This is a genomic window from Pseudomonas sp. EL_65y_Pfl2_R95, assembly GCF_963971045.1.
Taxonomy (GTDB): Bacteria; Pseudomonadota; Gammaproteobacteria; order Pseudomonadales; family Pseudomonadaceae; genus Aquipseudomonas.
Window position 1 is genome coordinate 16,300 of sequence record NZ_CAXAOV010000002.1, and the last position, 12,858, is coordinate 29,157.

Here is a 12,858-nt window from a genome sequence, read left to right on the forward strand (position 1 = left end):
TCAATTACCCTGCACATAATATTGAACCCGCGAAAACCCGGTATGGGTCTGGCTAAACATGACTACGACTGCACCTCGCGTTGACGGGCGGCAAAGGCGGCGTTCAGACCCAGGTAGAAAACACTGGCAACGCCCAGATACAAGGCCAGGTTGGTCAGGTTACGCGGGTAATACAGGGCAATGCGTTCAACCAATTGAGACATGCTTGGGTCTGGGTAGCGACCCGAGAAAAATAGAAATCCACCGCCGGAAAACAGGTAGCAAACAAAGGCGCTGAGCGAAGCCATTGCAGCGAGCAACAGCAGATTGCTCCATTGGTGACGATGCATGCCGGCGTACAGCCGACCACCGAACCACAGGGTCCCGTATGCAGGCACTAACATCCAATAGGCTGGCGACATGCACCAGTCGCTCACACCTGCCCATTGCACGGCGGCCATATCGAACAGCGAAGCCTCGACAAACAACGCCGGAAATACCCAGCGCGGCTTCAGCAAAACGCCGGCAAGGAAAAACACGGCCCAGGAAGCACTGGGCAGATTGACCGTTGCGAAGTGCTGACCCCGGGTCATGGCCATCAATGCGCCAAGCGCAATGCCAATCAGCAACTGGTTGCGCGGTGAAAGATTCATCATTCTCTCCTGTTGATATGGCCAAGACGCCAATCCGGCGTCCTGGCAAAGGCTTAGCGACTAGAGCGCCTGGTAGCGCACACTTAGATACACGGCTTGGCCCGGCTGGTTATAGCCGTCGGCAGTTTCGTAATCGGCACCCAGTAAATTGGCGACACGACTTTGCACGCGCCATTCTTCGGTCAGGCGATACTCACCGCGTAAATCAACCGTGGCGAACCCCGAGAGCTCCTTGGTGTTGGCCAGATCGTCATAACGTTGCCCTTCTGCATGTACGCTGCCGCCGACGCTGAATTTGCCTATCCGGCGGTCAATATCAAGGTTGAACAATTGCTTGGCACGACGCGCCAATTCGTTGCCGTCATTGGCCCCGCTCGACTGGTTTTCCGGGTCCATGAGCGTGTAGTTGGCACTCCAGTCAAAACCGTACAACTGACTGGCGACAACCAGCTCTACACCGTTGATACGCGCTTTATCGACATTTGACGGCCCCTCAATCGAAGCGTCATAAGCAATCAAGTCGTCAATTTCGGTGCGGAAGGCGTTAACCACCCAATGACCCCAATCGTGCTGACCGGTAAGCCCTATTTCGATGCTTTCTGAGGTTTCAGCATCCAAGTTTGGATTGCCATAGTCGGGAAAGTACAACTCATTAAAGGTCGGTGCCTTAAATGCAGTGCCGTAACTGACCGTACTGCGCAACCAATCGGTCAAGGCAAAGCCATAGGCGATATTGCCGGTCTGGTGATCGCCAAACTGCTGGTTATCATCGCGGCGCAACGCCACTTGCCAGTCATGCCGGCCGACATCACCCAAGTACTGTACGAAGTAGCCGTTATTGTCGCGCGAGTCCTGATCGTAGTCAGTGCTGCCGTTGATTTCATCACGCTGGTAGTCAGTGCCCAAGGTCAGGGTTTGACCGTCCGCAATCTGTAAATCGTTCTGCCAACTTGCTGTGTCACGACGGCTGTCAAAGCGGGAATTAAAGCTACCATCGGTGAAGGCATCTGACTTGTCTTCACTGCGTCCAGCCTGCAAGGTGACCTGCCAGACATCAAAGGGGGAGAACCGAGCACGAGCGCCATAGACGTTGGACTCGCCATCTGCATTGGCATTAAAGCCTGAGGTACGGCTGCGGCTTACGCTGTCGTAGTCGTTATGCGACTTGGCCTTGAGTACGTTGCCGTCCAGTTCCAGCCCATTGTCGAAGCGATAGCCCGCGCTGAGGCTGCCAGAAAGATTGCGGTAACCGTCGTCATCGCTTTCTGCACCGCTAATGCCCGCAGATTTGACATTGATCCCGTCAGTGTCCGAGCTGCTGACACCCAGGCTGTACCAGCCTTTATCGTCGCCACCGGAGACGCCGGCGCTGCCGGTGTAGGTGTCGTGAGTGCCGTAGCCCGCTGAGAAAAAGGGTTTAGCGCCGCCGCTCTGGCCCTTGCGGGTGAAAATCTGGATAACCCCGCCAATCGCCTCTGAACCATAGAGGCTTGAACGCGGACCGCGCACCACTTCAATCCGCTCGATCAATTCGATTGGCAAATCCTGCAGGGCTGCGCCGCCCGAACTGACAGAGCCAATCTTGACCCCGTCAATCATCACCAATACGTGGTCGGATTCAGTGCCGCGCATAAACAGCGAGGTCGACTTGCCCGGCCCACCATTATTGGCAAAGGAAACACCTGGGACTTTACGTAATAACTCAGGTACGGAACTCACCTGACTTTGCTCGATTTCAGCACGATCAAATACAGTGACGGCAGCCAGGCTCTGACTGGCCGTTTGCGCCGTACGAGTGGCAGTGACCACGGTATCATCAAGCTGGTTCGGTTCTGCTGCGAAAACCTGTGAACCAGTGGAAACGCCACACAGCACGACGGCTGCTGACGTGAAAAAGGACTTACTGTTCATTGCGTATGCTCCGCCGCTCTCACCCGTGCGACCTAGGCTGGGAAAGGCATACGGAGAACAGCGGACGTATTTGTCACAGACGCGCAGAAAGGCACAGACGGTAATACGCCCGACAAAGCCCTCCGCGATGCCGTGAAATTGCGACAGGCCGGTCTCCGGGCTTACGAGCGGTGGGCTGTTGGCAGCACACCAGCAAACGCACCTTCCCATGCCGAAGCACAGTGGTTGAAAAGCGTTTGATTTGACTCGTTTACCGTTGCGGGGGCAGCGTCGGAATTGTTTGGCGTTATTACACGAGACGCACCGACTTCCCTGTTTCACCCTGTAAATACAAGGCACCTGAAGCAAGTCGCGCAGAGTAGTGACTTGCGACTAGAAGGTCAAATAACAATGCAAGGCTGCGCATATTCCTCACGATCGGCAAGGCCAAGCGCGGCAAGCAGCGCTTACCCGGTCATCAAGGGTTTGCGGCGCAAATGGTGGTTGATAAAGCCGTCAACCCTCCTTGAAGCGCAGCGTCATCCACGAAGGTGTGAGCCACCCGCCACTGACCCAGGCTTAATGACGCGGATGAAAGCCGGCAGGCTTGTCCGCCAACCAGACAACAAAGGTGCGCAGGCGTTCATCACTCAATAGGCTATCGCGAGTGTTGTAGCTCAACGCCAACTCTTTCTCGGTGAACAGACGGTGCACTTGATTATGGCAAGCGCGGCACAGCCACAAGGTCGCCGTGATGCGTTCAGTCTTGGCGTAGCGCTTTTGCACATAGGTTTTGTTGTGCAGCGACTTGGGGATCAAATGATGGCGGGTCAACAACGCTTTGCGCGCACACAACTCGCAGGCTTCAGGCTGGGGCGGCAAACGCGTGGGTTCGGGCACAGGGCAAATGCTAGCGCTTGCGGCACAGGGTCAGGCCATCGCCGACAGGCAACATCGAAAGATCGATACGCGCGTCATTTTTAAGCTGGAGGTTAAGCGCCTGAATCGCTCGTGTGTCGGCGCTTTCAGGCTTGGCTTCAAGTACACGCCCACTCCACAAGGTGTTATCAAAAAGCACTAACGCTCCGGGTTTGAGCAGACGCAGCGACTGCTCGAAATAGGCCGGGTAGTTTGCTTTATCAGCATCGATAAATATCAGATCGACTGTCCCGCCGTAACCCTCGCGCTCCAGCTCTGCAAGGGTATCTAATGCGGGTGCCAAACGCTGCTCGATGCGCTCGCTAACCCCGGCTTCTTGCCAATAGCGCTCTGCAGTGGCGTTATAGTCGGCCGCCAGATCACAACAGATAAGTGTGCCGTGCGCAGGCATCGCCTGCGCCATGCAGATCGCGCTGTAACCGGTGAAGGTACCGACTTCGATAATCCGTTTGGGCGCCAGCAACTGCACCAGCAGCGCCATGAACTGGCCTTGCTCAGGAGCTATTTGCCAACGTGCATTGGCAAGCTCCGCAGTTTCATCACGCAGCCGTTTAAGCAAGGCAGACTCACGCAGCGAGACATCCAGCAGGTATTGATACAAGCTTGGATCAAGATTGAGCGTTCGATTGGTCATTTGCGTCTCGGCTCGAAATCAGGCTGCGCCAGCCGGACCAGCTAGCGCAGCGGTTAACACTTGGCTAAAGGTTATGCGCCAGTTCTGGACTGAATACCCGCTTGGCATCCAAATAGACACCCTGCCAATAGGTATTGTTCAGGCTGTCGAGGCGCACGGTGCCACCGCTTGAGGGTGCATGCACGAAGCGGCCTTCACCCACATAGATCCCCGCATGGCTTACCCGGCTACCGCCACTGGTGGCAAAGAACACCAGATCGCCACTTTGCAGATTGCTCCGGCTGACATTCTGCCCACGCATCTGTCTGAGCTGGCCGGTGGTGCGCGGCAAACTGATACCGGCCACATCGCGATACACGAAGCCAATTAATCCGCTGCAATCAAAGCCACCAGCCGGGGTATTGCCGCCATAACGATAAGGTGTGCCAACCAAGCCAATAGCTCGAATCAGCACATCGTCAGCATTACCATTGGCAGCAGGATTGATTTTTTGCGGGACGGCTTGCGGCGTCGGGGGATGACTGGAACAGGCGCTTAGTAGCGCTGCGAATGAGAGAATAGCAATGCGGATCGTTCGAGTCATGCGAGGCGCACTCACTGTCTTGGTGCGCCTACTCTGCCGTGCTATCGCTTATGACGCAAGCTTGAGCGCGATGCAAGCAGTGGCTGATTGCGCGAAGCTTTATGCGCAGAGATGACTGTTCGGGTAAATCCAGCACTGTGGCTGAGCTTGGAGTGGCCCCGTGAAGCCAGCATAGGCTGATCACGGGAACCTTCGCCTTTGAGGAATCGCTTGGCACCAATATAGTGGCGAGACCAGTAGCTGCTGCCGAGCTTGCTGATACGGATTGACTTGCCGGTACGCGGCGCGTGGATAAAACGCCCTTCACCTATATACAGGCCCATGTGGCTGACGCGACCATTGCCGTTGTGATTGAAGAACACAACATCACCCGCACGCAGATCATTCTTGGCGACTTTAGGCGCCTTCATCTTGATCATCTGCCCTGTGGTACGCGGCAGGTGGATATTGGCCTCGCTACCGAAGAGGTAAACAATCAAACCGCTGCAATCGAAACCACGATGCACATTAGTGCCGCCCCAGCGATAAGGCACACCGATCAACTCTTGAGCGCGCCCAACCACTGCCGCGGCTTTAGGCAAAGAATTCTTTTCGAGACTGCCGTGTTTATCATTGGCCTGCGCTGAAAAGCTGGCCAGTAACCCAAATGAACAACAAAACAAAATACTTAATAAAGATTTATGCATTACGAAACCCAAGCAGCAACAGCGGTTGCGGATGCTAGAAAAAATGAAAATACAGCCCTACCGCTCCATGCCCGCAAACTTGCAAGACAACCGATACCAGCAAAAATGAAAAAGGCGCCTAAGCGCCTTTGCACACACATTAACGGACAGTGACACCCTGCCCGGTTGAAGCCATCGCCAATACACGCTTGGCTTCGAGGTAGTTTCGCTTCCAGTAGGAGTCTTGCAGACTGTCTATCCGGACCCCACCACTGCGCCTACTGGCAGAGTGGATAAAGCGATCATCACCCATGTAAATTCCAGCATGACTCACACGCCCGCGGCCGTTGGTGCTGAAAAACACCAAGTCTCCTGGCTCCAACTCATCGCGCTTCACAATCGGCGCATCGATGTTGATCATTTCGCGCGTTGAGCGTGGCAATTGCATGCCGGCTTCTTCTTCAAACAGATAGCCGATAAAACCACTGCAATCGAAACCCGATTTCACGCTGCTCCCGCCCCAGCGGTAGCGAGTACCAACCAGCGAAAGACCGTGTTCAAGAATACTGTCAGCCAACACCGGCAGCTGGTAAGACTTCTGCGCAGCTAGCGCATCAGTGAAATCAGTAAAGTCTTCAGTCGCGGGATTGGCCACCTCAGCCACTGGATCAGGCTGGATAACTTGAGTTTGCGGTGCCTGGCTAGCACAGGCTGCCAGAAGGACCGTCAGTGCAATAGGCACGAGTGGTGCGAAGCGTTTTAGCATGGGCACAACCGTGTCGAATTCAATAAATTCGCGAGACTATGCCTTCTATGGGGATGATTTGCAAATTCTATTGACTGAAATGTGACTTAGGAGTTCCGGCAAAACATCTAAGGCCCTTCCCGCGATGTACAGATCAACCCGGTCACTGAGGTCGGTTCTTGCAGGGTTTATCTCGGCCGTAAAAGCGCCAATAGCCCGGGCGCGCAGCACGGGCTCGACAATATACGGGAAGCTGGCACTGGTGCCTATCGCCAGCACCAGGTCAAAGCCTTCACCCAGTTGCTCATAGAGTGTGTGAATGGCTTTCTCCGGCAACATCTCTTCAAACAACACCACCGGAGGCCGCATGACGCCGGCGCACCGGCGACATAATGGCGGCAAGGCTGCGGCTAATCGCCGCGCCAAGTCATCGTCTTTCTGGCCACATGACTGACAGTACAGCGGTGCCAACTGGCCGTGAATTTCGATCAATCGCTCATCCGGGCTCCCAGCCGCACGGTGAAAGCCATCGATATTCTGCGTCAACAGCCAGCAGTGCGGTTTGAGCCGCTGCAACTGCGCGATCACTTCATGGCCTTGATTTGGCTGCGCCCCGAGGCATGCACGACCCAGCTCAGCGAGATACTTCCAGCACAGCGCAGGATCGCGCTGGAGCATTGGCCCGCTGAGCGCTACTTCAATCGGTACACCGTCGTTGGTATTGCTGTTATACAGGCCGCCGACGCCGCGATAGGTGGGCAATCCTGAATCCGCAGAAAGGCCTGCGCCGGTGATGATCAGCACCCGTTCAGCGCAATTGAAAGCCTGGGCCAGTTGCTCGATTGGGCTCAACATCAGCTATACCTCTGGGCTCAGTGATTAACCGTATAGGCCAACATGGTAGAGAGTTGGCATAAAGGGCGACCGCTTTGCTCATGCCAGGTATTGAACGCCGCCTGTACGGTTGCCAAGTCCCTGAGACTGGTCGGAACCTTATCAACAATGCCCTGTGCATTTAGCGCTGCGACCATGTCATTGGTCGGCACAAAGGTATCTTTACCGACCATGCGCAGGAATCGCGGCGCTGATAACCCGCCCATTTGCGCGCCATGCTTGGCAATGTACTTCCATAAGCCGACGATATCGGTCACCGGCCAGCTGGCGATCAACTCACCGAAGCTGCCTTTTGTATGGCGCACATCGAGAATAAACTGAGCATTGCGCGGCACACTCTTGAGCTTGCCAAGGTGACGAATGATGCGCGCATCCTGCATCAAATTCTCAATCCGCTCGGCGCCCATCAGCACGACCTTTTCGGGATCAAAGCCAAAAAAGACCTGCTCGAACGCGGGCCACTTTGCGTCAATCACACTGTGCCGAAGCCCGGCACGAAACACCCGCAGGCTCATCACCGACAGGTAACGGTCATCGCTGATACCGCGCAGGTCTTCAGGGGATTGAGGTTGCAGCAAGTGCGCCTCGAGCTTGGCGGCAGAACCAAAACGATTGAGGCAGTATTCATTGAGCCATTTGTAGTCGCGCATTGATAACCTGTTTCAGAGGCTCAGTTGCCAAGGGTTGTTCTGCTTGAGCTGCAAGCAGCCTGAAAATACAGACAGCGGCGCGTCAGAGGTTCATCACATCTACAAAGCGCGGCGTCGCATTCTGGTCGATTTTCAAACTGGCAAAATCGAACAGCTCCCGGTCAGCCAACTGCGAAGGCACAATATTTTGCAGTGCGCGGAACATGATCTCGGTGCGCCCAGGGGTTTTGCGCTCCCACTCTTGCAGCATGTCCTTAACCACCTGACGCTGCAGGTTTTCCTGCGAACCACAGAGGTTGCACGGAATGATCGGGAATTGCTGCAGTGTGGAATACGCTTCGATATCCGCCTCATTGCAATAAGCCAACGGACGAATCACCACGTTGCGCCCATCGTCAGAGCGCAGCTTTGGCGGCATGGCTTTCAAGGTGCCACCGTAGAACATATTAAGGAAGAAGGTTTCCAGAATATCGTCGCGGTGATGACCCAAAGCCATTTTGGTTGCACCGATTTCATCGGCGAAAGTGTAAAGCGTCCCACGGCGCAAGCGCGAGCAAAGCGAACAGGTGGTTTTACCCTCGGGAATCTTCTCTTTAACCACCGAGTAGGTGTCTTTCTCGACGATGTGATACGCCACACCAATGGATTCCAGGTAGGCCGGCAGCACGTGCTCTGGAAAGCCCGGCTGCTTTTGATCCATATTCACCGCAACAATTTCAAACTTGATCGGCGCGACTCTCTGCAAATGCAGCAGCACATCAAGCATGGTGTAGCTGTCTTTACCGCCAGACAGGCATACCATCACCTTGTCGCCATCTTCGATCATGTTGTAGTCAGCAATGGCTTCGCCAGCTTGACGACGCAGACGTTTTTGCAGTTTGTTCTGATTGACCGAGAGGGTGCCCATGGTGCGCTGGTGTCCGCATAGAAATACTAAAGCCCGATAGTTTACCTAGATTGTGTGCGCCGCCCTACCCCATTAATCAGCTGACACCCTGAATGCACCCCGCAAGCGGCAAATGAGACCTTGAACACAGATGGCGCGGCCAACAACGATCATCGCTGCGTATGCCGCGCGCAGTTGTTAGGCTTATGCCATGACTGACACAGCCGATTTACCCGAACAGCTGCTGAGCCTGCTTAAAGCTGCGCCCGAAGGGCTTAGCGAATACGCACTTATCCAGCAACTTAAAAGCCTGCGCTCACCGCATATACCCGACCTGCCTCTGACCGACAAGCTGGGGCTATTTCGCACCCACTTCTTAGTGTTTAACGCCCTCTATCGGCTGCGGGACCACCTGTGGCAAGGGCAAAGTGCGAACCTGCACATCAGCGCCATTCTCATCGAGCTACGCCCGTATCCCGTTGGCCAGCAACCCGACGCGCAACGGCTCAGCGAGCATGATCCATTACGCAGCTATTATCTGGACATGGGCAACCTGCACGGCATCGAAGCGCGTGATGTTGAAAAACTTCTGGTCAGTTTTTGGACTCGCATGCAAGGCGGCGATGAAAAACTGGCCGCGCTGGAGCTTTTCGAACTTAACCAAAGTTCTGAAAGCCTGAATTTTATCCAAATCAAGCAGCGTTACCGCCAGCTCGTGAGCCTTCACCATCCAGACCGAGGCGGCAATACAGAGCGCTTGCAGTCAATTAACAAAGCAATGGAAATTCTCACGCGCTATTACCAGTGATCCGTAAATACCGATTTGCTCTAAGCCAGTCCTCCTCTCTTTCGCTACACAGTGCCTATACTGCGACATACGGTCGCATTTAATTTGGCCTGTACCCGGCAACGCTGATCATGCGTTCCGGGCGCTCAGCCGGGGGGCGACCGCTATAACAAAAGGAGGTGCCAGGTATGATCCACCATGTTTTGGGGCTCTTCACCCATCCTGACCAAGAATGGCAAGAAATCCGTGGCGAAGAAGAATCCATTAGCCACATGTATCTCACCCATGTGCTGGTACTCGCAGCGATACCCGCTGTCTCGGCCTATATCGGAACCACACAAGTAGGTTGGTCCATCGCCGGCCATGCACCCGTGATGCTCACCGAAGGCAGCGCCATGCAACTGACCATCATGGCCTACATCGCCATGCTTGCAGGCGTTGCTGTCATGGGGGCATTCGTTCACTGGATGGCGCGAACCTATGACGCCACGCCATCATTCACGCGCTGCGTGGTGTTTGCCGCTTACACCGCAACCCCACTGTTTATAGGAGGTTTGGCTGCACTCTATCCGCATATGTGGCTGGGCATGGTGGTTGGCACAATAGCCATTTGCTATACGGTTTACTTGCTCTATGTCGGCATCCCTACCTTTATGAGTATCCCTGACGATGAGGGCTTTATGTTCTCGAGCTCAGTGCTCGCAGTCGGTCTGGTGGTGCTGGTGGCAATGATCAGTGCATCGGTCATCCTGTGGGGCATCGGGCTTGGACCTGAATACACCAGTTAAGCACTCCCGCTAAAGCTCATTAACGAAACCACCAACAGGTGGTTTCGTCGCTTAACGGCTGCCAGAACGCTTGGGCACGGGCATAATCAGGGGCTACTCATCTGCTGTGAAGCCTATGCCCGACCAGATCCACAACCGTGTAGAAGCTTGCTATGTCCAAGCTGAAGCCTTCTTCAAGCAGCCCTTTCCGCGCCCTGAAGTGTGCTTCAAGTTGCGCGGCCAGAAAGCCGGGGTCGCTCACCTCACGGAAAATAAACTGCGTTTTAATCCGCAGCTGTACCGCGAGAATAAAGAAGACTTTCTCAAACAGACCGTGGCCCACGAAGTCGCCCACTTGATCGCCCACCACCTGTTCGGTTTAAGCATTCAAGCCCACGGCGAAGAATGGCAATTGATTATGCGCGGCGTCTACGAGCTACCACCCAATCGCTGCCATGCCTACGAGGTCAAGCGTCGCCAAGTGCAACGCTATATCTACCGCTGCACCTGCCCTGAGAACAAAGGTGAATTCCCCTTCTCTGCACAACGCCATGCATTAGTGGCGAAAGGTCGACGTTATTTCTGCCGGCGCTGCAAAGTCACGCTGCGCTTCACAGGCGAGCAACGGGTCGAATAGCGTTACGCAGCGCCAACCTGCCAGGCGATGAGAAACCACTAGTCGGGGGACCGGCACCATTGAGCAATACCTGCGTCAAACACCGCAGGTATGCTGACAAGGTGCATACTCATCACCTTCTATTTGCGAAAGGACACGCTGATGATCGAACCTATTTTACTGACCGCCACTCGCCTTTCGACCTTTGACATAGACAGTCATCTGACCAACGCCACAGGCTTCTATTTTGAACGTGATAATCGCTTGTTTTTAGTCACCAGCCGTCACGTAGTGATTGATGCACCCACCGAGCATTATCCCAGCCGCATCGAAATCGAACTGCACACCGACGCTGACAACATCACGCAATCAATTGGTTTCTCGGTTCCACTGTACAACGAGGGCAAAAGCATCTGGCGTCAGGCTGAAGACACCACCGGCGAGATTGATGTGGCGGTGATCGAACTCGATCGCACTGCATTGCCAGCAGAAATGTTCTATCAGGCCTATACCCCAGAGCATTTGCAGCATTCGCTGGATCAAGTCGAAGTTGGCACTTCATTGCTGGTGGTTGGCTTCCCACTGGGCTTTCACGACACCCTGCACCACATTCCCGTGGTCAGACAGGCCGTGATCGCCTCCTCTTTTGGCCTGCGCTTTCAGGGTGAAGGTTACTTCCTGAGCGATGCCCGTACCCACCGAGGCATTAGTGGTGCACCGGTGGTGATGCGTGCGACCTCAGCGCAAAAAGACGCACTTGGAGAGTTACCTTGGGTTCTGCTCGGTATCCACTCTGCACGTCTTGATGTCGGCACCCGTGACCTTGAGCTCGATGAAGCCCTCGGCCTGAACTGCACCTGGTATGCCGATGTATTGATGACGCTGACCGAAAAGTAAAACCTGGACAACCGGAGCTGAGCCACGGTTACCCCGCCGGGGCTTTTGCAGATTAGAGTGCAGCTTTGCTGGCCTTTAAATCCGCAATTTGCAGCTCGCTGTAGCCCAGCTGGGCTAGTACCTCACCCGTATGTGCACCGATTGCTGCACCTACGTGTCGGGGCGCAGGCAAACCACAAGAGAACTTGATTGGGCAGGCCAGTTGCTTCTGTCCGGCCTGGCCCTCACGCGGCACTTCGGTGACCACACCCCGGGCCTGCAACTGAGGGTGCTCGCAAGCTTCTGAAAGCGTGAGCATCGGTTCTACGCAGGCATCTATGCCGGCGAAACGCTGACACAGCTCGTCGAAGTCGTGCTTCTCAAACTCGATCTCCAATTCACGCTTGAGCGCCTCTTGCTCCTCAGGCTTGGGCGACAAGCCACGAGACGCCAACTCCGGACGGCCAATTGCCGCGCAAAATTGCTGCATAAACTGTGGTTCCAGGCTGCCCACCGAAATCCAGCGACCATCTCGAGTGCGGTAGTAATCATAGAAGCTGCCGCCGTTGAGCGCCTGCTTCTGCATCTGCGGCTCAACACCTGCGGCCAAGTAGCCTGCCCCGGCCATGCCATTTAGGCTAAAGGCGCAGTCCGTCATGCTGATATCCACATACTGACCTTCGCCCGTGTGACTGCGTTGAATAACCGCTGCCAACAGGCCCATGACGCCATGCAATGAACCGCCGGCGATGTCGGCAAGCTGAACACCCAGGGGCAGCGGTCCTGACTCACTGCGCCCGGTGTAACTGGCAACACCGGCCAATGCGAGGTAGTTGATATCATGTCCGGCCCGGTCCTTGTAGGGCCCCGTTTGTCCGTAACCGGTGATCGAGACGTAGATCAACTTGGGATTTATTGCCTTTAACGCCTCATAACCAACGCCCAGCTTATCCATCACCCCCGGGCGAAACTGCTCCAACACAATGTCGTAATCCTTGACCAGTTGCTTGACCACCTCAACCGCAGCAGCTTGCTTCAAATCCAAAGCAATGCTGCGCTTATTACGGTTGAGATACGCATGGCTGGCCGAAACCCCATCAACATGGGGCGGCAAAACCCGCACAAGGTCTGTGCGCGTTGGCGATTCAACGCGCAAGACATCCGCCCCCATATCGGCCAATAACAACGAGGCAAACGGCCCCGGTAGCAGGGTCGAGAAATCCAACACTTTGAGCGAGGCAAGCGGGCCGTTCATTGCAACTCCTTACTTATTATTGTTCGGCTAAACTTTCAG

At 55.0% G+C, this 12,858-nt stretch carries 15 protein-coding genes and 1 riboswitch; of the genes, 4 read left to right on the forward strand and 11 right to left on the reverse strand.

Annotation, left to right across the window (positions count from 1 at the left end):
* Positions 1–62: 62 nt before the first annotated feature.
* The 10 genes from AACY09_RS07820 to ttcA form a co-directional block, all read right to left on the reverse strand.
* Positions 63–635 carry a hypothetical protein gene (locus tag AACY09_RS07820; RefSeq protein WP_339487124.1) on the reverse strand — a complete coding sequence of 191 codons (573 nt, stop codon included), beginning with the start codon at positions 633–635 and terminating at the stop codon, positions 63–65.
* Between the two features lie 57 nt (positions 636–692).
* On the reverse strand, positions 693–2,543 hold the full coding sequence (gene btuB, locus AACY09_RS07825) for a TonB-dependent vitamin B12 receptor (protein WP_339487125.1): 1,851 nt from the start codon (positions 2,541–2,543) through the stop codon (positions 693–695).
* Between the two features lie 129 nt (positions 2,544–2,672).
* A riboswitch (cobalamin riboswitch) is annotated at positions 2,673–2,901 on the reverse strand.
* 200 nt (positions 2,902–3,101) lie between these two features.
* The gene (locus AACY09_RS07830; RefSeq protein ID WP_339487126.1) at positions 3,102–3,422 is read right to left on the reverse strand and encodes a hypothetical protein; all 321 of its coding nucleotides are present in this window, start codon (positions 3,420–3,422) and stop codon (positions 3,102–3,104) included.
* Between the two features lie 10 nt (positions 3,423–3,432).
* Positions 3,433–4,095: an O-methyltransferase gene (locus AACY09_RS07835; RefSeq protein WP_339487127.1), complete on the reverse strand. Its 663-nt coding sequence runs from the start codon at positions 4,093–4,095 to the stop codon at positions 3,433–3,435.
* Positions 4,096–4,159: 64 nt separating this feature from the next.
* Entirely contained in the window at positions 4,160–4,678 is a 519-nt protein-coding gene (locus AACY09_RS07840) for a C40 family peptidase (protein ID WP_339487128.1), read from the reverse strand.
* A 41-nt stretch (positions 4,679–4,719) separates the two neighbouring features.
* The gene (locus AACY09_RS07845; RefSeq protein ID WP_339487129.1) at positions 4,720–5,364 is read right to left on the reverse strand and encodes a C40 family peptidase; all 645 of its coding nucleotides are present in this window, start codon (positions 5,362–5,364) and stop codon (positions 4,720–4,722) included.
* A 139-nt stretch (positions 5,365–5,503) separates the two neighbouring features.
* Complete coding sequence (locus AACY09_RS07850; protein WP_339487131.1) at positions 5,504–6,109, reverse strand: C40 family peptidase; 606 nt, start codon at positions 6,107–6,109, stop codon at positions 5,504–5,506.
* 45 nt (positions 6,110–6,154) lie between these two features.
* The gene (locus AACY09_RS07855; RefSeq protein WP_339487132.1) at positions 6,155–6,943 is read right to left on the reverse strand and encodes an NAD-dependent deacylase; all 789 of its coding nucleotides are present in this window, start codon (positions 6,941–6,943) and stop codon (positions 6,155–6,157) included.
* Between the two features lie 17 nt (positions 6,944–6,960).
* Complete coding sequence (locus tag AACY09_RS07860; RefSeq protein WP_339487133.1) at positions 6,961–7,632, reverse strand: DNA-3-methyladenine glycosylase I; 672 nt, start codon at positions 7,630–7,632, stop codon at positions 6,961–6,963.
* Positions 7,633–7,714: 82 nt separating this feature from the next.
* Complete coding sequence (ttcA, locus tag AACY09_RS07865; protein WP_339487134.1) at positions 7,715–8,539, reverse strand: tRNA 2-thiocytidine(32) synthetase TtcA; 825 nt, start codon at positions 8,537–8,539, stop codon at positions 7,715–7,717.
* A 190-nt stretch (positions 8,540–8,729) separates the two neighbouring features.
* Between ttcA and AACY09_RS07870 the strand changes: the two genes are divergently transcribed.
* The 4 genes from AACY09_RS07870 to AACY09_RS07885 all read left to right on the forward strand — a co-directional run bounded on the left by AACY09_RS07870 (position 8,730) and on the right by AACY09_RS07885 (position 11,585).
* The gene (locus tag AACY09_RS07870) at positions 8,730–9,326 is read left to right on the forward strand and encodes a DNA-J related domain-containing protein (RefSeq protein ID WP_339487135.1); all 597 of its coding nucleotides are present in this window, start codon (positions 8,730–8,732) and stop codon (positions 9,324–9,326) included.
* A 167-nt stretch (positions 9,327–9,493) separates the two neighbouring features.
* On the forward strand, positions 9,494–10,093 hold the full coding sequence (locus tag AACY09_RS07875; protein ID WP_339487136.1) for a Yip1 family protein: 600 nt from the start codon (positions 9,494–9,496) through the stop codon (positions 10,091–10,093).
* Between the two features lie 115 nt (positions 10,094–10,208).
* Complete coding sequence (locus AACY09_RS07880; protein WP_339487137.1) at positions 10,209–10,709, forward strand: SprT family zinc-dependent metalloprotease; 501 nt, start codon at positions 10,209–10,211, stop codon at positions 10,707–10,709.
* A gap of 141 nt (positions 10,710–10,850) precedes the next feature.
* On the forward strand, positions 10,851–11,585 hold the full coding sequence (locus tag AACY09_RS07885) for a S1 family peptidase (protein ID WP_339487138.1): 735 nt from the start codon (positions 10,851–10,853) through the stop codon (positions 11,583–11,585).
* 52 nt (positions 11,586–11,637) lie between these two features.
* Here the strand turns inward: AACY09_RS07885 and AACY09_RS07890 are convergent, their stop codons facing one another.
* On the reverse strand, positions 11,638–12,819 hold the full coding sequence (locus AACY09_RS07890) for a CaiB/BaiF CoA transferase family protein (RefSeq protein WP_339487139.1): 1,182 nt from the start codon (positions 12,817–12,819) through the stop codon (positions 11,638–11,640).
* Positions 12,820–12,858 lie beyond the last annotated feature (39 nt).

What these genes read in the sequence shown, in the direction of transcription:
- AACY09_RS07870 (WP_339487135.1), top strand. Translation starts at nt 8,730, where the DNA reads ATGACTGACACAGCCGATTTACCCGAACAGCTGCTGAGCCTGCTTAAA.
- ttcA (WP_339487134.1), bottom strand. Translation starts at nt 8,539, where the DNA reads ATGGGCACCCTCTCGGTCAATCAGAACAAACTGCAAAAACGTCTGCGT.
- AACY09_RS07875 (WP_339487136.1), top strand. Translation starts at nt 9,494, where the DNA reads ATGATCCACCATGTTTTGGGGCTCTTCACCCATCCTGACCAAGAATGG.
- AACY09_RS07860 (WP_339487133.1), bottom strand. Translation starts at nt 7,632, where the DNA reads ATGCGCGACTACAAATGGCTCAATGAATACTGCCTCAATCGTTTTGGT.
- AACY09_RS07820 (WP_339487124.1), bottom strand. Translation starts at nt 635, where the DNA reads ATGATGAATCTTTCACCGCGCAACCAGTTGCTGATTGGCATTGCGCTT.
- AACY09_RS07855 (WP_339487132.1), bottom strand. Translation starts at nt 6,943, where the DNA reads ATGTTGAGCCCAATCGAGCAACTGGCCCAGGCTTTCAATTGCGCTGAA.
- AACY09_RS07850 (WP_339487131.1), bottom strand. Translation starts at nt 6,109, where the DNA reads ATGCTAAAACGCTTCGCACCACTCGTGCCTATTGCACTGACGGTCCTT.
- AACY09_RS07835 (WP_339487127.1), bottom strand. Translation starts at nt 4,095, where the DNA reads ATGACCAATCGAACGCTCAATCTTGATCCAAGCTTGTATCAATACCTG.
- AACY09_RS07840 (WP_339487128.1), bottom strand. Translation starts at nt 4,678, where the DNA reads ATGACTCGAACGATCCGCATTGCTATTCTCTCATTCGCAGCGCTACTA.
- AACY09_RS07845 (WP_339487129.1), bottom strand. Translation starts at nt 5,364, where the DNA reads ATGCATAAATCTTTATTAAGTATTTTGTTTTGTTGTTCATTTGGGTTA.
- AACY09_RS07880 (WP_339487137.1), top strand. Translation starts at nt 10,209, where the DNA reads ATGCCCGACCAGATCCACAACCGTGTAGAAGCTTGCTATGTCCAAGCT.
- btuB (WP_339487125.1), bottom strand. Translation starts at nt 2,543, where the DNA reads ATGAACAGTAAGTCCTTTTTCACGTCAGCAGCCGTCGTGCTGTGTGGC.
- AACY09_RS07885 (WP_339487138.1), top strand. Translation starts at nt 10,851, where the DNA reads ATGATCGAACCTATTTTACTGACCGCCACTCGCCTTTCGACCTTTGAC.
- AACY09_RS07890 (WP_339487139.1), bottom strand. Translation starts at nt 12,819, where the DNA reads ATGAACGGCCCGCTTGCCTCGCTCAAAGTGTTGGATTTCTCGACCCTG.